22 protein-coding genes are annotated in these 19,012 nt (G+C 60.7%); 15 read left to right on the top strand and 7 right to left on the bottom strand.

The window, feature by feature from the left end:
• Window positions 1-52: 52 nt before the first annotated feature.
• Entirely contained in the window at window positions 53-241 is a 189-nt protein-coding gene (locus BM43_RS39950; RefSeq protein ID WP_036047776.1) for a hypothetical protein, read from the bottom strand.
• 591 nt (window positions 242-832) lie between these two features.
• Here BM43_RS39950 and BM43_RS00590 point away from each other — a divergent pair.
• The 6 genes from BM43_RS00590 to BM43_RS00565 all read left to right on the top strand — a co-directional run bounded on the left by BM43_RS00590 (window position 833) and on the right by BM43_RS00565 (window position 5,659).
• Complete coding sequence (locus tag BM43_RS00590) at window positions 833-1,144, top strand: hypothetical protein (RefSeq protein WP_036047778.1); 312 nt, start codon at window positions 833-835, stop codon at window positions 1,142-1,144.
• A complete protein-coding gene (locus BM43_RS42540; RefSeq protein WP_329956071.1) occupies window positions 1,141-1,338 on the top strand; it encodes a hypothetical protein in 198 nt (65 codons plus the stop codon). Before BM43_RS00590 ends, BM43_RS42540 begins: the two co-directional genes overlap by 4 nt.
• Window positions 1,313-2,371, top strand: coding sequence for a DUF1173 family protein (locus BM43_RS00585; protein ID WP_330219049.1), 1,059 nt, complete (start codon window positions 1,313-1,315; stop codon window positions 2,369-2,371). Before BM43_RS42540 ends, BM43_RS00585 begins: the two co-directional genes overlap by 26 nt.
• A gap of 579 nt (window positions 2,372-2,950) precedes the next feature.
• The gene (locus BM43_RS00580; protein ID WP_013700011.1) at window positions 2,951-3,622 is read left to right on the top strand and encodes a Lar family restriction alleviation protein; all 672 of its coding nucleotides are present in this window, start codon (window positions 2,951-2,953) and stop codon (window positions 3,620-3,622) included.
• A 1,216-nt stretch (window positions 3,623-4,838) separates the two neighbouring features.
• Window positions 4,839-5,285, top strand: coding sequence for a hypothetical protein (locus BM43_RS00570; protein ID WP_036047784.1), 447 nt, complete (start codon window positions 4,839-4,841; stop codon window positions 5,283-5,285).
• Window positions 5,282-5,659 (top strand): hypothetical protein, encoded by a 378-nt coding sequence (locus BM43_RS00565; protein ID WP_036047786.1) that lies wholly within the window; start codon window positions 5,282-5,284, stop codon window positions 5,657-5,659. Before BM43_RS00570 ends, BM43_RS00565 begins: the two co-directional genes overlap by 4 nt.
• Before the next feature lie 109 nt (window positions 5,660-5,768).
• Here BM43_RS00565 and BM43_RS00560 read toward each other — a convergent pair whose 3' ends face one another.
• On the bottom strand, window positions 5,769-6,923 hold the full coding sequence (locus BM43_RS00560; RefSeq protein WP_036047788.1) for a helix-turn-helix domain-containing protein: 1,155 nt from the start codon (window positions 6,921-6,923) through the stop codon (window positions 5,769-5,771).
• A gap of 1,460 nt (window positions 6,924-8,383) precedes the next feature.
• Between BM43_RS00560 and BM43_RS00555 the strand changes: the two genes are divergently transcribed.
• The 4 genes from BM43_RS00555 (at window position 8,384) to BM43_RS00545 (ending at window position 10,266) form a co-directional block, all read left to right on the top strand.
• Entirely contained in the window at window positions 8,384-9,388 is a 1,005-nt protein-coding gene (locus BM43_RS00555) for a PRTRC system protein D (RefSeq protein ID WP_036047790.1), read from the top strand.
• 9 nt (window positions 9,389-9,397) lie between these two features.
• Window positions 9,398-9,742, top strand: a complete 345-nt coding sequence (locus BM43_RS00550; protein ID WP_036047792.1) for a hypothetical protein — start codon at window positions 9,398-9,400, stop codon at window positions 9,740-9,742.
• 117 nt (window positions 9,743-9,859) lie between these two features.
• Window positions 9,860-10,015, top strand: a complete 156-nt coding sequence (locus BM43_RS41555; protein WP_167547482.1) for a hypothetical protein — start codon at window positions 9,860-9,862, stop codon at window positions 10,013-10,015.
• On the top strand, window positions 10,012-10,266 hold the full coding sequence (locus BM43_RS00545; protein ID WP_013700003.1) for a hypothetical protein: 255 nt from the start codon (window positions 10,012-10,014) through the stop codon (window positions 10,264-10,266). Before BM43_RS41555 ends, BM43_RS00545 begins: the two co-directional genes overlap by 4 nt.
• A gap of 368 nt (window positions 10,267-10,634) precedes the next feature.
• Here BM43_RS00545 and BM43_RS00535 read toward each other — a convergent pair whose 3' ends face one another.
• The 5 genes from BM43_RS00535 to BM43_RS00520 form a co-directional block, all read right to left on the bottom strand.
• Complete coding sequence (locus tag BM43_RS00535; protein ID WP_036047795.1) at window positions 10,635-11,777, bottom strand: DUF7146 domain-containing protein; 1,143 nt, start codon at window positions 11,775-11,777, stop codon at window positions 10,635-10,637.
• Window positions 11,778-12,171: 394 nt separating this feature from the next.
• On the bottom strand, window positions 12,172-12,759 hold the full coding sequence (locus tag BM43_RS38025; protein ID WP_013699999.1) for a single-stranded DNA-binding protein: 588 nt from the start codon (window positions 12,757-12,759) through the stop codon (window positions 12,172-12,174).
• A gap of 11 nt (window positions 12,760-12,770) precedes the next feature.
• Complete coding sequence (locus tag BM43_RS38020; RefSeq protein ID WP_080742016.1) at window positions 12,771-13,604, bottom strand: hypothetical protein; 834 nt, start codon at window positions 13,602-13,604, stop codon at window positions 12,771-12,773.
• Window positions 13,592-14,041: a hypothetical protein gene (locus BM43_RS00525; protein ID WP_036047800.1), complete on the bottom strand. Its 450-nt coding sequence runs from the start codon at window positions 14,039-14,041 to the stop codon at window positions 13,592-13,594. The genes BM43_RS38020 and BM43_RS00525 overlap by 13 nt, the downstream gene beginning before the upstream one ends.
• A gap of 113 nt (window positions 14,042-14,154) precedes the next feature.
• Window positions 14,155-14,517 carry a hypothetical protein gene (locus BM43_RS00520; protein WP_036047803.1) on the bottom strand — a complete coding sequence of 121 codons (363 nt, stop codon included), beginning with the start codon at window positions 14,515-14,517 and terminating at the stop codon, window positions 14,155-14,157.
• A 423-nt stretch (window positions 14,518-14,940) separates the two neighbouring features.
• Between BM43_RS00520 and BM43_RS38015 the strand changes: the two genes are divergently transcribed.
• From BM43_RS38015 to BM43_RS00500, 5 genes are all read left to right on the top strand, one after another.
• On the top strand, window positions 14,941-15,642 hold the full coding sequence (locus tag BM43_RS38015) for a nuclease-related domain-containing protein (protein ID WP_080742017.1): 702 nt from the start codon (window positions 14,941-14,943) through the stop codon (window positions 15,640-15,642).
• Window positions 15,643-15,872: 230 nt separating this feature from the next.
• On the top strand, window positions 15,873-17,108 hold the full coding sequence (locus BM43_RS00510) for a coiled-coil domain-containing protein (RefSeq protein WP_036047808.1): 1,236 nt from the start codon (window positions 15,873-15,875) through the stop codon (window positions 17,106-17,108).
• 48 nt (window positions 17,109-17,156) lie between these two features.
• Window positions 17,157-18,359, top strand: a complete 1,203-nt coding sequence (locus BM43_RS00505) for a FlhC family transcriptional regulator (protein WP_042284336.1) — start codon at window positions 17,157-17,159, stop codon at window positions 18,357-18,359.
• Complete coding sequence (locus BM43_RS38010) at window positions 18,346-18,540, top strand: hypothetical protein (protein WP_036047811.1); 195 nt, start codon at window positions 18,346-18,348, stop codon at window positions 18,538-18,540. The genes BM43_RS00505 and BM43_RS38010 overlap by 14 nt, the downstream gene beginning before the upstream one ends.
• Before the next feature lie 7 nt (window positions 18,541-18,547).
• Entirely contained in the window at window positions 18,548-18,913 is a 366-nt protein-coding gene (locus BM43_RS00500; RefSeq protein WP_036047814.1) for a hypothetical protein, read from the top strand.
• Window positions 18,914-19,012 lie beyond the last annotated feature (99 nt).

Here is a 19,012-nt window from a genome sequence, read left to right as displayed (position 1 = left end):
GCGCAACACCACCTTCCAAACTGATCACGTTCGCCGAAACGGCTGATCACCATCACCGAAATCCGCAGAATTGCTGCTTGTCGACACTGTTGCTCAATGCGACGGCCGCCATCTCAACGTAGTCGGCAAAGATCGTGCTTGGCTGATGCCCATAGGCAAATTGCTTGATCAGCCGTACAAGTTCGGCCTGATGCGGATCAGCCGCTCTAACGAATTTTCTTTCTGCGCTTTTCTGGCTCATGCTACGACCTCGGTCGCGCAGATGATTGATACGGACATTGGTGCTCTCCGAATAGGTGACGGGGAGCACGCCCGACGGGAGTGGTCCCGTCGGGGCAAGGAAGATAGGCCGCGCGCGGCCGTGGGTCGATGCGTCAAGGACGCGATAAGTGGAAGCGATGGTACGCGCTGATGTTCGATCCACGGCCTCAAAATGAGGCCCGGTTCGAGCGTGCTTTCAAGCCGTCTGTCGCCCCGGTGAGTTACCCACATTTCCGCTGCACAAGCCTGTGGATAAGACACCCACGGCCAAGCAGGGCGGCAATCGCGCGTGATGCTCGATTTTTCAGCAACGGCCCGTCCACGCAACCGGTTGCGCGGGGTTCCGCGGAAAGCTTCAGAAAACACATGCGCTTTCGCCTCCGCCTCGTCCGCTCATTAGTAGCATCGTTGAGGTGGCGCATCTTGCCCAGCCATCCTTCCGTTCAGCGGTCTGCCTCTCTGGCCGGCCGCAGCGCCACTGCGTTCAAGAAGACGGCATGGCCGAGGTCGCTTGCTTCCGCCTGCCTAACTCAGCAACTCTCCGAACGTGGACCGAATCATTCCGAGTCTGATGATGATCGTCACGCTGGTCGCCGTCGTGACCAGGCTTCGACACGATTACCAGGTAATCGCCGGTTGTGCGATAGCGGCTCTATTTGCGACTTCATCAGCCTTATCAGCTCTCCGGAGTCAGCTTGCTCGTTGGCGGAGGCAGCGCGACGCCAACGAGAAAATGATCATGGAACAGCGATTCCCGTTCTGCCACGTCACCCGCCTATCGTCCGGCGAATGGTTCCTCACGGAGAAAGAGACTGGTCGTGAATACAAGCAACCTGCGAGACCCATGACGAAAGCCAACGCGAGCGGGGGCGGCACCCAATGAATCGTGTTTCCTTTGGAGGTGTCTCCGTCCCGCTTGAGCATGTTCAGGAGAATCCTGCCGCCTTCCTCCGGCAGCTCGAGCGCGCGAAAATCAACCCGGGTTACGCGCAGTGCCTGTGCCGCGGCACTACCGCGCCGCTGCGCCTTCAGATCCGCCGATACGGCAAGTCTGCTGCACCTCGCCGGCTGGCCTGATGAAGGGCCCTTGCATGACCGCCAGTCCTGTTCGTTCCACAAAGACCCGATAGAAGCCTGCAGCGACGCGGGCGGGACCTTGCCGGGCATCGTGTCCACCGAGGTGGGCTTGCGAGCGAAGCTGGATGTTGCTCTCACTCAGCGCACGTTGGCCGCCACGTCCAAAGGAACTCGGCAAGGCGGCGCCTCCGCCACGTCGCGCCGCTCGGCGCCGCTCCTCGGCTTTCTGCAGGCGCTGTGGCAGGTCGCCGGGCTCAACCGGTGGTCGGCCGCCGACCGCGCGCGAAACTGGGGGGTGTGCAACGCTCGCATTCTCGCCGGCATTGGTGACGCCGTGATCAACGGCGAACCTGCAGAAGACGTTCTCCACGTCATGCGCAGATTCCAAGAGGTTGACCGGGTAGCGATTAACGCCGAATTCGACGCGTTCCTTGTGCGTGTCGGCCAGCGCGACGGCACGAACCATCGTGGCCTGGTCATAGGTGAGCTCGCCGAGGTTGGCACAACCCCATATGGCCGGTCCGTCACGCTGCGCCAGAGCGCCAAACGGTATTACTGCGACAGCGATTTGATCGCGCTAGCCGAGAAGCGGTACGGGCACGGATTTCGCGCACTAGGCGACCGGACCGCACGCGTCGTCGCCGTACTCGTGATCGAACGAACGGCTAAGGGTCATCACGTCGCGGTCGATCTCGCCGCGATGCTCTGCTCCACCACCTATATCAGTTGCGACTCGATCCACGAAGTGGCAATGGCGAACCGCCTCGTCGCCGAAGGCCGCAGCTTCGAAAAGCCGATCCGTCTAGAAGCAGAGGCAGAGATGCTCCCTGACTTCGTTCTCACGGACACGGCCGCGCCAACGCACATCGAGGTCTATGGCATGAACGGCATGGCCAAGTACGAGGCTCGCAAGCGCGAAAAACAGCATCTGCGAGCGGCGCGGGGTATCAGGGCCGTCGAATGGAATATCGACACGACCCGACTTGCTACTGTGCAGCTGCCGCCCATCGCGCTCTGGTCGGTCTTACCTTGACTTGTCGCCGCGCCTTGCATGATGAACGTATCTATCAAACCAGGACGCTTCTCATGCACGGTAAAGCGCTGTTCCTCCAACGCGCAGTCTCCCGCACTGATCAGTGGGGCCCGCGATTCCCGACCCTCTCCATGGCGTGCCACCGGGGGGACTCCATCTCCGCCGGCCGCCAGATCGCGATTGCCGTCACCGACGGTAACGGAATGAGATTCGCTGTATTCACCAGCTTCGGCGCGATACTCGAAGCTCGAGCGTCGTGGTCCGAGCTGGAGCGTGCCGGAACCTGGTGGCACTACGCACGCATCTGGCATTTCTGGGTTGTAGATTCGGATGAATCGGCACGGCGGGTATTTCCTACCGATTATGGCCACGTTATCGTTGTCGCGTCGGAAAAAAATGGAGCCTCTGGTATTTCCAGCTCCGCGCTCATGACCCTCCTTCAGGCTGCTGAACGACGCGCATCTGAAATTTCAAGCGGCCGATAATCATTGGGAAGGAATACTCGCGCTTTTCTCTGTATTACCAGCGAGAAAAAAAAGCAATAATGCCGGCGACGCGAAACTTACAACCTTCCGACACATGATCGAACAGCTCTACCCTTGTGAGCACTGTGGCGGCCGCCCAGCTGTCGGCCGATCACAGCGACTCATTGACAGCGATGACAACCGCCGATTCGATTTCAGCCAGTTCGGGCGTCTCGGCGGCCCACCGCGTATTGGCGACGTTTTGCCTCGGCCGCCCGAAGCGCCGAAGACCGAAGCGCTCGTCTGCATCTACTGCACCGGTTGCGGCATGTCTACTCAGTGGGAAACGGTCGGCGACGACGAGACTGCCGCAAAGGACCGATGCGCAAAGACCTGGAACCGGCGATTGAATCGACCGGCAGTGTCCGAAAACGAGCTCCGGGGCCTGATCGAGAAGGAGCTCGGCGCTTGCGACGCACAATTGGTCCTCGACATGCTCTCCCGCGCCAATGGAAATTGGGACGAGATCGGTCCTATTTTCAAGATGCTGGCGCAACGCATCGTAGATGCTACGGTCGTCACTTTCGACACTTGGCCTATCGCGCCGGTGCTGGAAGACGCGAGCCGATTCAGAAAGCTCGTGCAGCTGGCGAAGTGGATCGAAGTCGACGGCGAGGACTACATCCAGTTCCCGAAGATCCATTCCCCACGCGAGCATCGCGATTTTCTCTTCGAGGATCGAATCGCGATTGCAGTCGACGGCATGCCAGATCGAGATCGATGGTAGTAGCACGCAAAAGGGTGGAACTCGGACAAGGGCGGCCGACACTGCCGCAGCGGATATTTTCGGAAAATGAAACCGGGGACCAAATTGAAAAAGAATATCGCTAGTCGCCTGTTCGGATTTCTCCTGCTCGGTTTCTCTGCGGGACTGTGGGCTTGGATGTTGGGATGCTTCGCGCGGTCGTTGCCACGCGGGAGTTTGGAGGCCTGCCCCTTGCCGGCAGCCTGGATCAAGCCGGGCATACTGCCCTACCCGATGATAGTCTCTGTCGTCGCTGCCCTGGTGGGGCTGCTATACGTCGTCGATGCCATCCCCTTCCCGCGAGATCCAGACACCGTGGAATCCAAGTAAAGCGGCTGCCAACACCAGCCCCGGGTGAACCCGAAACAGGGCGCGGACGCCCGTATGAAAAGCCACGGCCAATCGAACACGCGGGAGCGTGATACACCGCCCGGGCACGTGGCGGCATCGATCGTTGCGGCGCGAAAAAAAAGCCGGCTTGCGCCGGCTAAACGAGAGTTCTAGCGCAATCCGAGGGCCGGCGCCAGAACCTGAGAGACAAGCCCATCTTACCGGGCCCACCGCACTCGATATCCCCGTTACAGCCTCTATTTCCCGCTCCATTCCAGGCCTCATCCCGCATCCCCTTGGACCGCTGCCGATCGGGATCCAACGGCTTTGCGGCTCCCCCACGCAGATCCCGTCGCTGGCCCGAGACTTGGTGGAGATCTGCTGCTTTCACAACCTATCGCCACGTACTCGACCGTCCACGCTTGACTTCCGCCGGTTGAAGCTACCCTAGTCCTGATGGGCTCGCCGACCTCTGTGTGGCGCCGAGCACACGTGGATCAACCAAAGGGAAAGGACCAGATGGGATATATCAATCCGCTATTGAAGCTCACCGCGGCTCGCGACCTTCTCGACCTTCCAATCGAATCTCGTCGTGCGATCGTTTCAGTGCTTCGAGAGCTACGCAGCCAAGCGAATGACGAAGCCGAAGTCGCGTGGGCGCGTCGGAAGGGGCCGATGGCGGCTTACTGGCGTGCTGTCGCCACGTATGCACGGCACCTGGCGCACGCCGTAGGCCACGAGCGATCACGGCCCCAGTCAGTCGCGACGACGTCCCCGAATTCCACCGGAGACTTCACCATTGCTGGACTCGCGGACGCGTCTGAAGGCCTGGGAACCGCCCGCACCTGCCGGCTAGAGCGAGGAACCGATGGCAACCCGACCTGAGGACCGCCGGCACGCCTCTTCACCACCGCCCGCGACGCGCTCACGCATCCTGGAGAGGGCCGACAACCGCTGCGAGCAATGCCACGTGGCAAACGGCGACGCCATCGTGCGCGGCATCGAAAAGGACGCAGGCACGTTCCAGCGTTTCGAGGGCGACGGCGAGGTTTTCGCGGCCGAGGACGGCCGTCTGCTCGGCTACTGCAAAGCGTCAGAATACTGCGGTTGCAAGTGGACCAGAGTCGTCCTCGCCATTGTGCGTCTCGACACCGTGCGTGAGAACGTTTCCGACGACCAACTCAAGGCGCTCTGCCAGCGATGTCGTCTTGCCCATGACGCCGAGCGCCGCCGTGTGAACGCTGCGGCGACGCGCCGCTCACGCTGGGCGATCGGCGACTTGTTCGACGTCGACGCCACGGACGGAGCAGAATGACCAGCATTGATAGCACGCACGCGGGAGAAAACGCGCCAGAGGGAAGCTTGGGCGCCGCTCGGAGGCCTCCGCAAGTTCCAGCGGCGAACGACGAGGAGCCGAATCAAGTGATCTTTGTTGTCCAGGCCGTCACGATGTACGAAGGGAGCGACCCGGTCCGCGCGTTCGCGACCAGGGAAGCCGCCGAAAGCTTCGCACAACGATGCCGCGATCACGAAGACGCCCGCCGCGATCCGCCTCGGGTCGATGCCCCGGACGAGGAATGGCAAGCCTGGTCCGAGGCTAACCACGCATGGGAGCTGTCTCACCCCGCCGAACCGTTCTCGCGCAGAGAGAACTACGCCGTGATGCCGCTCGCCTTCGACCCATCGTAGATCGATCTGGCCGACGCGTCGCCTCGCACGCAGAACACAGTCCGGAGTGCCGGCCCTTTTCTGCAGACTACCCGGCTATAACCTGTCCCAACGACGCCTTAACAGCAGATCAAGTGGCCGAACTGCCGCGTGATGAAGCCGATCCCAGCAACCGATACAGCGCTTGCCTCGAAATGCCAAGCGCCGCCGCAGCGTGGCTCTTGTTGCCCCCGGCCGCCTCGAGCGCGGCCTTCGTCTCGCCAACGGTCGGCAGCGCCTTCTTCAGCTCGGCCTGCCGCGCGAAAGTCGACAAGTATGCGTTCGCCTTCGATGGCCGACTATGACCGGCCGCCACGACAACCCGCCGCTTTGCCTCCGCGTGCGCAGCTGGATCGGGCCGTGCCGCAGAGCCCTTAATCGGCGCCGGCACCTCGGCGACTTCCTCGTAAAGCCTCTGCAGATATTCATGACGCAGCCCGTGGCTCGTCACTCCGATGCCGTTTTTTGTCACACCATGCTTGGCTAGCACGTAGTAGTACCAGTCGCGCCACTGCTTCAGCGTCCGGCCGGCTGGAATGGTTGATCCTGTGACACCGTTGCTCAGCCGCGCTGCTTCTTCCAGGATCGCGATCTTCCGCTCTATCGGCACCTGCCGCGGCCGTCCACCCTTCGTTCCGCGCGTCACGTCGAGCGTCCGCGAGTCGCGCACCGCTTCGAGCGGACGCAGCATGAAGCTCTCCTCGATGCGCAACCCGAACGCCGCCTGCAGCTTAAGCTGCACCGCCGTATACGGACAAGTCCGCGAGATCTCTTCAATCTTGGCGCCGGCATCCACACCGTTCGCCACCCACGACTTGTCCTCAGTCGCCACGTAGTTTCGTTCGAGGCCCGCCCCGCGGCGATCCACGTAATCCGCCAGCGTGCCGACGAGATTTGCCTTCCCCATCCATTGCGCGAGCGCGCGCATGTAGGTGAGCTTGTTCTCGATCGTGCCACCAGACTGCTTGTCTTCAACCCAGCGCTCAACGAGGTACTTGATATGCTTCGCCTTCAGCGACCAGGGCGTCTGCAACGCAAACCCGCCTTCGCGCAACTCAACGAATGCCTTGCAGATCGCCATCGCCCGATACTCCTGGGTCTTGATCGACAATGCACGCATACTAATCCGCGTCGTGCTGTGAATCTCGGCGACGTGCTCGCTAAATAGCACCAGGAGCGCGTCGCGCAATTCGGGCGACAGTCGATAGCGGCCCACGATAGCCCGAACGTTGAGGATCGCAGCCATACACTTACTCCTGCGGCTGACGCCGCTCACACCCGGCGGATCACGCCCGCCGCTTCCCATAACTAACGACGCGCGCGGCCACCGCATCCAACGGCGATGGCCGCCCGACAATCGCGCTCCGCGGTAGCATCGGCCCGGCAAGACAATGCCGATCCGGTTTCCCTTCGCGAATCATCCTACTGTTCGAGGCCTGGCCGTCAAGAACGGGGCCGCGTGCAGCCACCGTTGTCAGGCCGCAGAAGCCCCAATGGCCACTCGGTGACCAGCGACCGACTACGCTCCGCCTGGGCGTTGCCCTCGTCGGTTGGCGCGAATCACAGTGGCCACCCCGCCGCGCCCCCATAGACGGCTACCTTTTCCTTTCGCTGCGCGCCCCTACCTGGCGCGCCATCGTTTCCCTCTGTCGCCATCGCCTGCGCGATGCACTCCGCCGGTATCCGCCGGCGCGGTCCTGCTGCTTCCTTTCCTTTAGCGATTCCATCCGATCAGCCCGCTGCATGGGAAGAGCATGCAATCCGACCGTCCATCCTGCTGCCATGGCCGACGCAGTCCGCGCTCCGCGCAAACCGCTGCCGACCATTTCACGCCCGCTTGTCGGACGCGCTGCGCGGATTGACTCCGCTCAGGTCAGCTTCGTGGCTACCCTGCCAGCCTGACGCTCTCGCGTCTCGGCGTCGACTAACCTGGTGGTTGCCGACGCCGGGCTAAGTGCCGGGCAATTCCTGATGCGCATTTTGGTTACGGCTGCGCCTACCGTTCGTTCTTCCAATCAGGGAATCGCGACACCGGTTTCTCCGGTTCGCATGGCTTCCCCCGCCCCCAAGCACGTTCATGTCGGCCGCGGTGTATCGGGCTTCCTGAACGCACCCAGCTCGTTCGCTGAAAGGGCGTGTGCAGACGCAATCGAGGCCGCGTGGACTGTCCGGTGTCCGGTGTCCACATGTCCTCATTGCGCCCCATTGCGGCAAACCGCCGCCAATCGTATGGATATCGCACTGTCCAGGGGTCCTCAAGGTGGACCACTGTGTATTTGATTTACTTCAGAAAAAGGCCGCTTCAATGTGCGGCCCGGACATTGCACTGAGTTGGAGGCCCAAAACGGGCCCGAGGGAGGGGTGTGAGCGCGTGGCGCTCGGGTTCGATGCGTCGATGACGCGGTAGGTAATGCCAAGAATAGGTCGAATTGTCATCCGTTATCGCGCGAAAGCTGACGGGAAGTGCGCCGCTTTCCAAAACTTGACTTAGCAGCGCGCTCGATAGACTGAATCACGCAATCTCGGACTTTATCCGGGGGATTTAGGGATCACCACCCGCAATCTCCGACTTTATATCCGACCTCAGTTGCGGCGCATTCGCAATGTCCGACTTTATCCCGGACTTGCGTCCGCAGCTGCGTCGGAACCCCGGTTGGGGTTCGAGTTTGTGCATCCATTCCAAACTACTGACCGAAGGAGTTGCCCTTGAAAACCGCAGTCTTTGCTATCGATGTTGGCTACGGCAACACGAAATACGCGCACCGTGCCGCAAACAACGCCGTCGCGTCCGGCATGTTCCCATCGCTCGCGCCGCTCGCGGCGAGTCGTTCGATCGCTGGCTACGGCGAAAGCGTCCTCACGGCCCGCAAGGTCGCGAGGATCGTGGTTGACCAGGTGGAATATGAGGTCGGCCCGGACGTTTCTCTCACCGCCGCGTACGGCAATACCGGCCGCGCCCTCGCGGACGACTATGTCCTCTCGGCCAATTATGCAGCACTGCTGTTCGGGGCCGTTCACTTTGCCGGCGTCGATCACATCGAGCGCCTTGTGCTCGGCCTGCCCGTCCACAACATGAAGAAATACGCGGCCGAACTCAAGGAGCGTTTTACCGGCCAACTGGACTTCGGCGTCGGCCGAGTGACGATCGATAAGGTGATGGTGATCCCCCAACCGCTCGGGTCTCTGGTTCTCGCATCGAGCAACCGCCAAGGCGGGTTTGGTCGCGACGTCGAACACCTGGTCGTTGATGTCGGATATTTCACCACCGACTGGGTCTATGCGAACGGCTTCGCGATGGACGATAAGCGCAGCGGCGGCATGCCCGGCGGGGCATCTCAGATCTATCAGCGGATTGCCGCATTGATCGCACGAGATCAAAGCGACGAGGTGGAGGACATCGAACGCATCGACAAAGCGCTGCGAGAGCAGACCCCGTTCTTCTTCTATGGCTCGCAAATTGACCTCGCGCCCTATCTTGAAATGGCGCAACCGCTGATCTCGGGCGTCGTGAAGGAAATGCAAAACAACGTTGGCCGACTACCGAATGTCAGGTCGATCATCCTGTCGGGCGGCGGCGCCGCGCTCTACGCCACCGTCATCAGACGAGCGTTCCCGCGCGTCGTGATCGAGGTGATCGACGCGCCTTGCCTTGCCAATGTCCGAGGCTTCTTGCTGGTAGGAGAGTCCAGTGCCTCGCGCGAGCGGCGCTAAGGAGCCGGCATGAGCGACAAGATCGAGATGACCATCACGATCAACGAGCTCGTCTCGCCGCTGCTGTTCGAGCGGTTGAGCTCGTGCTCCTCGGCGCGCCGCCGAGCCGCGGTGCTCAAAGCACTGGCGGAGTCGGCGCTACGGAAGGAACTGATCCACCAAGTCGCCTCCGCGCGCCCGGCGGTGGCGGCCGCCGCCGCCGTAGCTTCCCCCATGCCTCGGCACGACGGGCCAATACGTACCGCCGGCAAGGTCGACTCAGATGAATTCCGCGTGCTCAGCGTGGGCGACGGTAGCGAGGACCGACCGGCCTTCGACGACGGGCTCAGCGACCAACTCGGCGCATGGACATGATTCGAACCGGCTAGCCGGATCCCAATTTGCTTTCCCTGCAAACCTGCGAAAATGGCAGTACGAGGTCGGTGTTCACGACGCGCTTAGCGTCCTGCGCCGGATAAAAAGGAGAAGAATGTGCTGGAACTTATCGAATGGATCCGAAACGGGGAACTGATCCACAAGCTGGCGTCCCCGTACTTCTGGCTGGCGATGGGCGCGACCGCCATCGCCGCGCAATACTTCGTCCGGGGTTTGCGCGCCCCCAAGGCTAACGTCGAGGACCAGCAATGAACGCGATCACCAGCACTCTCTCCACCGTAGCCCTGGGGTTCCGCGCTCTTCCCTTTATCGTGCGCCGCATCTTCCTCGTCTTGGGCTATACGGTGCTCTTCACCTTTGGGGCTTTCCTGCACAATCGGGGCGTTGGGGACCTCGCCTTTCTCTGTCTCCTCGTCGGCGCGATCGGGACGTTTTGGGCCAGCGGCTGCTGGCACATCGTCAAATTCGCGCTCCTGCTGGCGTTGATGGTCTCGCGCGACTGAGCAAAAAAAAAGCGGCTTCCCGAGGGAAGCCGCTTGTCGTCATGGTTAGTGCCGCCTGCTCTTCGCTTTTTCTTCGAGCCAAGCCATACAGAAATCGACCGCCGGTTGGAAAGCTTCACCCCTCAAGATGTATCGCTCGTCACCTTCCAGCTGCCGATCAATCACGTCGAAGCGAGGACCTTCGAAGGGGTCCGCCGAGCCATCAACAGCTGCCCGGGTTGATACCTCCACGATCTCAAACTCATCCAGTACAAGTCGAAACGAGCCCATCATTCTCCCTTGATGTAGCCCGGCGCGACACGGCCCGGAGGGGACGTATCCCCACCGGGTAAAGAAAGACAATCGCCGGCCGTTGGCCGGCGCCGAAGTTACATTGCCGCGCACATTTCACTGCTACGGATCCGCTTCAGATTCCGTCTGCGCGCTTCTTCCCTTCTTAGTAGCCGCGCTTGCGCGAGGTCACGCTGCTGCACCCGCCGCTGAAACTGCAGTTTCCACACATCACAGAAATCCACGCCCTCGACCACCGACTTCACGATCGACACGCGCTTGCCGTGCTTGCGAATGCGCTCCGCAAGTACTTGCGCGTGATGCTCGCCCGGTCGGAAACCGCGCCTCTCGTCGAGCTTGTCGCTATCGGCATAGATCATCACGTGGTCGTAATCGTCCCAGTTGATGTCGGCGTGCTCGAGGCCGCCGCAGTTCAACAGGCAACGGACCTCGATGCGGTTCTCATATCGGGCGACCACCGCGAAGCCGGTCTCCGCCCCTTCCGCAAGAGCAAGCGTCCGGGATCTCCTCGTATTGAGCAGGACCGATGAACCGAAACTACCGGCCGGCGCACTCATCTCAAGCTTCGCTCGAGATTTCCCCTTCTTCGTCAAAAAGGGCACCTTGACACCATCACACGTCAGATAGGTCCGGTGAATGCGCCGCGGCTTGCCTGCTTGAGATCGCGCACGCTGAAGCATCACGGGGAAAGCCCCCTGCTTCTTGCCAAAGGCGTCGATGTACTCCATTCCGGGATGGCAACGGACATCCCGGCCAATCCATACAATTTCCAAGCCCGGGATCCTGTTGGACAGGTACTTCCAGGCTGGGGAATCGGCGGTCAACGGAGCGGCACCGTCCCACGCCGCCTGCATCTCGCGACACTTCTGCTCGTCAGTTTTCTCAGGCCGGGCCGGGAACCGGCTCGCCTTGCGCACCACCGCGGCTGGGATTCCCCCGTGGTAATTGCCCGTCTCGAGCTCGTGGTAGATCTCGCGATACGACTTACCCGTCACTTCGTGGATTAGTTGGACGCCCGTACCACCCTTCAGGCAGCGGGCGCAATGCCAGCCGCCGTTCGGGTCCCTCTCGGCAGGAAAGATCCGGAATGTTTCCTCCCCGTCGCATATCGGACACGTCCACCACCGCCCTTTACCGCTCAAGAATCGGGAGTCGATGTAGTGCGGAAAGATGTTCGACCAGTCCAGGTTCGCGAGAACCAGTTTCTTCAACTCGCGCATGATTCGTCCTCCATCCGCCCCACGGCGGAAACGCGTGCCGCCATCACACGGATGGCCAGCACAGATGGATCACCAAAACTTCCGTCCGCAACGGTCTCCAACGTCACGCCGTATCGACGCGACACGGAGAGACTCGAGCTGTGCGAAAGGCAAAAGCACTTCACGTTCAAGGATTTCTCCGGTTGGACTGCGGGGTTTTCGATGCCTGAGACAGGCGCAGAAACGCTTGCTCAACGAAGCCGCGCGTGAGCGCATTGGCTTGGTTCAGCAACGTCATCGAGACCGGAAAGTGCGCGGGAGAAGAAAGAGGGCGTGCGAGGTGCCCGAAGGCACATCGCACGCTATAGGTGAGAAAAAACGGGAGAGCGAAACGAGGTGGTGAGCTTTTCCGCGATCAGATCGCGGCCCAAGCCGCGCGCGGAAGATGGAGGTGGAACGGTATATCGTCGTCGACCTCGGCAAAACCACCGCCTCCGCCATACGACTGCTGAGTAGCAGCAGATGCAGAACGTTGTGGACGTGCCGCAGCGTTCGCGCGCGGTTGACCGGAAGGCTGGCGCGAGTCCGAGGGGCTCGCTGAACGACGCGTACCTTGCTCGAATTCGTTGTAGCCGCCTTGGTCGCCGCCTTCGCCACGACTGCCGCCATTGCGCCCGCCGAGCATCTGCAGATGATCACCTACGATCTCGGTCGAGTACCGGTCCTGCCCGTCCTGGCCTTGCCATTTGCGCGTGCGAAGCTTGCCTTCGACGTAGATGGCACTGCCCTTCTTCAAATACTCGTTCGCGATCTCGGCCAGCCGGCCGAAGAACGAAACACGATGCCACTCCGTGACTTCCTTGAAATCATTAGTCGCCTTGTCCTTGTAGCGGTCGGTCGTCGCGACGCGCAGGTTCGCGACTGCATCGCCACTGGGCAAATAGCGGACTTCCGGATCGGCACCGAGGTTACCGACAATAATGACTTTATTAACAGACGCCATCTAGCACTCCTTCATTTCGTAATGGACCACAGCCACTTGTCCCACATGACTTGCTGGCCGTTTTTGTAAATGGGTGTACCGTCATCCTCTCGATAGGCCGCTACCTTGATCTTACGAAGGCGCTTCACCACAACGGTGTCGCCTACGTGGCAACCACACTCGGCAATCGCCTCTTTCAGCCCTTCGCCCTGTAGCACCCGCTCCCCGTTCGACGTATCGAGGCAAAGTGCGAATGAACGATAGGTGCGAGATACACCGGGGCGACGGTCGAGGAACTCTCTTTCGCCCCAACCGCTGATCCGACCTTTGTCCACGGAGGAACGGGACGCGTAGTCGTGACCAACGGCCCGATTGCGGCCGAGGCTGGATTCATGCATTGACGAGACCCGACGTCCGGCGCTCTCACCGCGGTGAGCAGACCGTGAAGCATCAGGCGGTGGCGCTGGTCGTCGGTCCGCAACGGCGGAGCTCGAGGTAGAGGTCAACGGCGTAGACGCCGGTGCGCTTCCACGGCGAATCGCGATTGCGATCGCCTCCTTCAGCGGGACTGAGTGTTCGTGTTTCAACGCCCAATGAGGGGCTAGCGACGGCAGGATCTTCGTGCCGAACATCGTGTCGCCTGGCGCCTCGTCAAAGGCCGGTGCGAACTCGACCACACAATCACCCTCGTCAACGAACAGATGAGCTACGCCGCCGATCGTCACAAAAGTTTCGTTGGCTGCGCCCGAGCCCACCGTGCGTTCAGCTGGCGCGGATGACGTCGACGGAGCTGCTGTCGAATTTCGCGGTCCGCCCGGGAACGCCTGGGCAAGCAGCCGCGCGAGGACCATCCCTACGCTGCCCATTGCGCCTCCATCGACAGTTGACCGCTGCACCAGCGCTTGAGTCGGTTGAAGTCGTAATTGAGCAGAGGAACATCACGGATTGCATCCTGCATCGCGCGGGGGCGAACCCGGCCGAGCGCACAGACGACCTGGTATGGAATCGCTCCCGTCCAAAGCTCCATGATCCAACCGAGCGTCGCGTAATAGTCTGCCTTGTCGACTGGACGATTGCACAGCCGGTGATGCAGCATCTCGGCGCAATCGATCAAGGCCTCGGGCACGTTGTCGCTATGCCTACTGTCGAGCGCGAAGAAGACAACGGCCTCCGCGAGCCTTTCGCGGACGTGCGGCTCCCAGAGATCGGGGTCCGGCAGAGGGTCGGGTTTAGGAGGGGAGATGAGAATCGGCGATGCACTGCCGAATATGTCGAGCTGCCAACCGGCAACGTGCGGTTCCATGAGCGTGCTCCGGGTTACAACCGGGCACCTCATTGCCCTCACCGGGAACGTGGTTCCCGGTGGGAGAAAGGGGGTGGCCGCGAGAATTGCTTCGCACGGCCGAACTATGGGACTTACTTCGTACCCATCTTAATTGACTGGGTTCGGGCCGAGCTCGCCCGAGCATTAATGGGGATGACGGCCGCCGACTTCGCATACTGGCGTTGCGGGGCCGGCGCGACTTGTACGTCGGGACCCGCCGTTTCAGCTTGGCCACGCTTCGTCTGTTGCCGGGCGTTGGCAGCATCGTGGCCGTCAACGCTCTCGCGATTGGGAGCCTGGGGCTCCTTCTTCGCGTTGCTCTTGAAGTAGCCAACCGCCGCGATCACGACGAATGCGGCAACGATGATCGAGTGAGCAGCGAGATAGAGCGCCACGCACAAAGCGAGGAACTTGCCGGGCGACTTGAGCGCGCCGATGAACAGGAACTTCAACATGTTTCTCTCCAGAGAAAATTGAACAAGGGAATGCCCGGACAATGCCCGGCGGTTTCGATGCTCGAGACGAGCAAGGAAAACGGCGCGAAGCGCTTTCGTCCGCGACCACAAGGTCAGCGCACGAAATAGCTCAAGGCCGATTGGGAATACAGCGCGGGCGTGCCGCGAGATGGCAGAGCGAGTTCGCTCAGATAGGTCGATGCGTCAAAAACGCGTGATAAAGGTAGCGTAAGTCGCGCCGAACGGAGGGAAGCGCCGAATGCTCGCCAATCGCGTACAGCTTTGGCTACACCAACTCGGCACAACCGGTTGCGGGGCCAAACCGAGAATGCTCCAGAAAATCGTACAGCTTTCTCCGATACTTGACTTCGAAAAATCCGAGACAAACTGGATGTGTCACTTCAACAAAAGAGGCGCATCCCGATGGTCTGGACAATCATCCTTCTCTGCGGTGCATGGACGCTGTACAAGCGGTGGAAGAAATCCCGCCCGCACCACCAGTCCCCCCGCCCGGTAACGCGAAGCCAGGCCTCGGGCGACGCCGGCGAAGCCCGCGTTAATGCCGAACTGCGCCGTATCCTCGGCAAGCTTTGCGGCACCGACTTCTATGTGCATCCCACCGCGCTTCTTCTGCTTCATGCGCCCGGGACCGCCTTTCCGACCGCGGAAGTCGATCATCTCGTCGTCACGCCATTTGGCATCTTCGTGGTCGAAACCAAGAACTGGGCGGGCGCGATCCTGCCCGGTCGGACCGCCGACCACGTGGTTTGCCAACTCCCGGGGGGCCGCAAGGAGGATCGCCGCTCGCCCATCAGCCAGAACCGAGCAAAAGTCGCGTTCCTTCGTGGAACGTTGCCAGCAACGTGGGATGTGCAAGGACTCGGGGTCTTCTCCAATGACGCATGCTCCCTGTCCCCCGACCTGCCACTCACTCTGGTTGGCCTGCGTGACCTGGATTATTGGCTGCGGACCCAACGGGATCACCATGTGAAGTCCGGGAAACCCAACATCAACGTCTCGGCCGCATGGAACGTGGTACGTCGGTTGAGCGTAGACGACCCGACCGGCTCAGCACTATCGGCGCACCGTCTTAAAGTTGCGGGAAATTTGGCCGTAAACAAATGACCATCAGTTTACGTTCCGTGTCAATTCGTAACTTTTCGTTTCAGATTGTCGCCCCGCTTCATTCCTGCGAAAGACACATAATTTCGTGTAGCTTTCGCGCCTCAAAGCGAAAACGCGCCGCGTAAGCTGTTGTACACCCCCAAGTTTCGATTCCGGCGGACGGGCCCTGCCCGCTCCGCCTCGCCGCCTAACCTGTGCCAGGGAAGGCACCCAAACAGCTGGAGAGAGCTTTGTCCAAGAAAGCGCCAAAAAGGCCCGATGACGATGAGGGTTTCAACCCGACCGTTCCCGATAATCCGTTGTCGGAGGGGGCGGAACTCGACCTACCCGCGACCTTCGCACACGTCCCGGACAAGCTCGAACTCAGCGCAACCGCGCGGGAGATGTTCGGCGATCTGCCCGAGAACCTCATTCGGAACATCATTCACGAATCCGATGAGGTCGCCCATTCGACCCGAAAGATCCTGCAGGAACATATGCGGATCGGCGGCAACTTCGCCCACATCCACGCCACTGTAGTCGGGCACTACGTCAGCACGCAAGGCGACACGCGGAAGGTCCGAAATACGGCCGCTGAGCTCGTCTACTCCTATCTCACCAAGCTGTTCCGGAAGTCAAAGTCGTCGGTCAGCCTGTACATCCGGTGCTACAACAAGTTCGCTAACAACATCGGCGCTGTCGAAATGCTGACGATCAGCGACATGTCGCTACTCGTCCACAGCAACATCAGTCCCGAGATTGTCGACAAGGTGATCGACGCGAAGCGGGAAGACCCGTCGCTCTCCAAGAGCGAAGTCTCCGCGCTCATTGCGTCCCTCAAGGAGCAGATCGCAGGAAAAGACAACAGCATTGAAGAGGCGACGTCGCAGTTGACGTCGACGGTCGGCAGGTTGGACGACGCACAACGAGAAATCGATCGTCTTTCGGCAGAGCTCACAGGCGTCAGGCAAGAACAAGCTCGCGAGAAGGTCAGAGCTCAGGAAACTCAGGTTTCGCTTGCCTCAACCGGTAAGCAGGTCAGCGTACTGCAGCAAGAGATCGCGACTAACGAACGCGAAATTCAGAGGCTCACGACTGAGCTCACCAAGGTCAAGTCGAATCCGTTAAAGACCGAAGTACCGGTGCCCACGCTGCCCGAACCCTATACGACCTTGCAAGACGCCATGACCGCTAAGCTTGCCGAGTTCGAGGCTGCCAGCGCCCAACTCGAAGAAGCTCAAGCGCGCCTTGCGGAGCTCCAAGCCCGTACCCGGGAGCATCAGGCCTCGATCGAAGCAAGCGAGGTACTCGAGAAGAAGATCCGGGGGCTGATCGACACTTTCAGCTCTTTCGTTCACGAGTATCACAGCGCTCAGCTGCTCGCCACCGCCGATGGAAACCCCGGGCGCTTCAAGCCGCTGTTTCAGGCCTTCGGCGATCTAATCGGAAAGTTTCATGGCGAGGTGATGGCTGCCGCTCGCGCCTGATACGAATGGGCCAAGTTGTACTGCTGTGTAGTTAAAGAGAGATAAAAAGTGGAAAAGAGGAACTCGCGAGAGACCTATCGATCGATTGAACGACTGTATGTACCCGACTGGTTGGGCGATCGCATTCGTGAGACCAATTTCGACCTGGTCGACCAGATGAGATGGCTGCTCGATATGGACGGCGCCTTCAACGGAATCCTGGCCGTGGAGCGCGACGAGATTGATCAGGTCAAACACAACGAGGCATCGTTACGGAACCTCCTCCGCGCACCGTTCCTGATGGTCGCCCCGACGCTCGAATCGGTGGAAGATTGGCGTTGCTTCGTTGACGACACGCCCACGACGGTTGCTGTCGACCAGCTGATCCGTAAGCTGCCCGCGCTGGACGCGCTAGCAAAGTTCTCGGTCGAACACCATAACCGGATCTTCCTCGATTTGGTCACGAGCGTTATTCACATTAGCGTCTTGGCGGCTCCGCTTCTCGGGATTAGGACCGAAGTCGCCTCCTATCTCGCCTCGGTGCCCACCTACAGGCTGAAAATCGCGCTCGCGAAAATGAATGGGCTGCCGCTCTTCCGGTGGCGCTTCAACTCACCGACTTTCTGGTATCACTTCACGGCCAGCAGACTGACCGACGAGATGGTGGTGCACCAGATCATGGCAACATCGCCGATCCGGATGAACAGCGCCGCTGGGAAAGCTGGCTGGAGCGAGCTGCGTCTGCCTCGTGACAAGAACGAGACCTATGCGAGCGCCCTGATGGCATATGGTTGCCGAGCGTCGACTGCGGCAAGTCTGTTCCGCTTGAACCCGAACGCAATGCGCCAACGGTTCTTCGAGATGCACGGCACCAGTTCCCCATGCGGAAACACGCCAAACTCGCTGTCCTGGTTCGTCGAGGCACCAACCAATCGCCTGCACGGGACGATCTTCACGTGGCTGTATCGTGCCGCGCTCGCGGCAGGGGCGAACGCACCGCAAGCGCTGATCGCCACCAACGACGTCTACCAGCAAATCTTCGGTGGCCAGCACACGATTTCAGTCGACCGTGGATGCAACCTCACCCGTGCAATGGCAGCGGACAATCGCCTTACGATCGCGCCGTGCCGAACTTGCCGTACGGAGTACCTCGTGAGCAACAACGAGACGAAGATCGAGATGCACCATAGCTTCGACTGCCCCGCGTGTACTGGGCAACTCGGCACGAAACGGCGAGGCACGAAATCAAAGGCTCGAAATGAAGCACAGTAACGATAGCTCCCGGGCTCTGCTGCCCGACCCGCCCGCCAGCCTCATTGTGATCAACGCCGATCGCCGCCCGCAATTCGCTTGGTACGACGTTGAAACCGAGCAGTACTACTCGGAAGCTGATGGAAAGGTCATCGTTGACGTCCTGGCGGCAATGCCATGGGCTGCGCTCTCATCACACTAAGCAGACCATGGACGATCTCGCCTACCTCGTTGCCGAGAGCAACGCCGCCTGGCTCGCGGGCCGCGGCGACGGCCGATTCCAGCGATACGAACGGTTCTACCGGTCCGAGCGTGAAAAGCAAGCCGCGGCATTCGAGCTCGAGCAGGTCAACGAGGCGTACCCCGATTGGGTTGGCAGCCAGCCGCCGAGGGTAATCGGGATGCTGGCCAGGCCTTGGTTCGGTAAGGTGCTGGTCGCACTCACCTGCATGTACGTCGGGGCGGAGGTCGTTCCCACTGTGTCTTCTGCAATGCCCTATAAGTCGACGGCGCTGCTATGCGCAGTTTTCGTGGGATTGCGGATCTTCCATTGGAAGCGCCGGCGGGCCAGGTGAACGCAGAACCCAGAATCCCGCCCGATGGCGGGATTTTTTCTCAATTCGCCGTTAAAGTCTGACGAAATCTAACCGTAATTTAGAATTGGCGTTTTTTGG

Origin of the sequence: Burkholderia gladioli, assembly GCF_000959725.1 — a bacterium.
Lineage (GTDB): Bacteria > Pseudomonadota > Gammaproteobacteria > Burkholderiales > Burkholderiaceae > Burkholderia > Burkholderia gladioli.
The sequence above is the reverse complement of the archived record's forward strand: the minus strand, read 5'-3'. Positions and strand labels throughout refer to the sequence as shown.

Bases quoted from the DNA above. Each gene is read 5' to 3' on its own strand.
- BM43_RS39950 (WP_036047776.1), bottom strand. From the start codon at position 241: ATGAGCCAGAAAAGCGCAGAAAGAAAATTCGTTAGAGCGGCTGATCCG.
- BM43_RS00590 (WP_036047778.1), top strand. From the start codon at position 833: ATGATGATCGTCACGCTGGTCGCCGTCGTGACCAGGCTTCGACACGAT.
- BM43_RS42540 (WP_329956071.1), top strand. From the start codon at position 1,141: ATGAATCGTGTTTCCTTTGGAGGTGTCTCCGTCCCGCTTGAGCATGTT.
- BM43_RS00580 (WP_013700011.1), top strand. From the start codon at position 2,951: ATGATCGAACAGCTCTACCCTTGTGAGCACTGTGGCGGCCGCCCAGCT.
- BM43_RS00570 (WP_036047784.1), top strand. From the start codon at position 4,839: ATGGCAACCCGACCTGAGGACCGCCGGCACGCCTCTTCACCACCGCCC.
- BM43_RS00565 (WP_036047786.1), top strand. From the start codon at position 5,282: ATGACCAGCATTGATAGCACGCACGCGGGAGAAAACGCGCCAGAGGGA.
- BM43_RS00560 (WP_036047788.1), bottom strand. From the start codon at position 6,923: ATGGCTGCGATCCTCAACGTTCGGGCTATCGTGGGCCGCTATCGACTG.
- BM43_RS00550 (WP_036047792.1), top strand. From the start codon at position 9,398: ATGAGCGACAAGATCGAGATGACCATCACGATCAACGAGCTCGTCTCG.
- BM43_RS00545 (WP_013700003.1), top strand. From the start codon at position 10,012: ATGAACGCGATCACCAGCACTCTCTCCACCGTAGCCCTGGGGTTCCGC.
- BM43_RS00535 (WP_036047795.1), bottom strand. From the start codon at position 11,777: ATGCGCGAGTTGAAGAAACTGGTTCTCGCGAACCTGGACTGGTCGAAC.
- BM43_RS38025 (WP_013699999.1), bottom strand. From the start codon at position 12,759: ATGGCGTCTGTTAATAAAGTCATTATTGTCGGTAACCTCGGTGCCGAT.
- BM43_RS38020 (WP_080742016.1), bottom strand. From the start codon at position 13,604: ATGGGCAGCGTAGGGATGGTCCTCGCGCGGCTGCTTGCCCAGGCGTTC.
- BM43_RS00525 (WP_036047800.1), bottom strand. From the start codon at position 14,041: ATGGAACCGCACGTTGCCGGTTGGCAGCTCGACATATTCGGCAGTGCA.
- BM43_RS00520 (WP_036047803.1), bottom strand. From the start codon at position 14,517: ATGTTGAAGTTCCTGTTCATCGGCGCGCTCAAGTCGCCCGGCAAGTTC.
- BM43_RS38015 (WP_080742017.1), top strand. From the start codon at position 14,941: ATGGTCTGGACAATCATCCTTCTCTGCGGTGCATGGACGCTGTACAAG.
- BM43_RS38010 (WP_036047811.1), top strand. From the start codon at position 18,346: ATGAAGCACAGTAACGATAGCTCCCGGGCTCTGCTGCCCGACCCGCCC.
- BM43_RS00500 (WP_036047814.1), top strand. From the start codon at position 18,548: ATGGACGATCTCGCCTACCTCGTTGCCGAGAGCAACGCCGCCTGGCTC.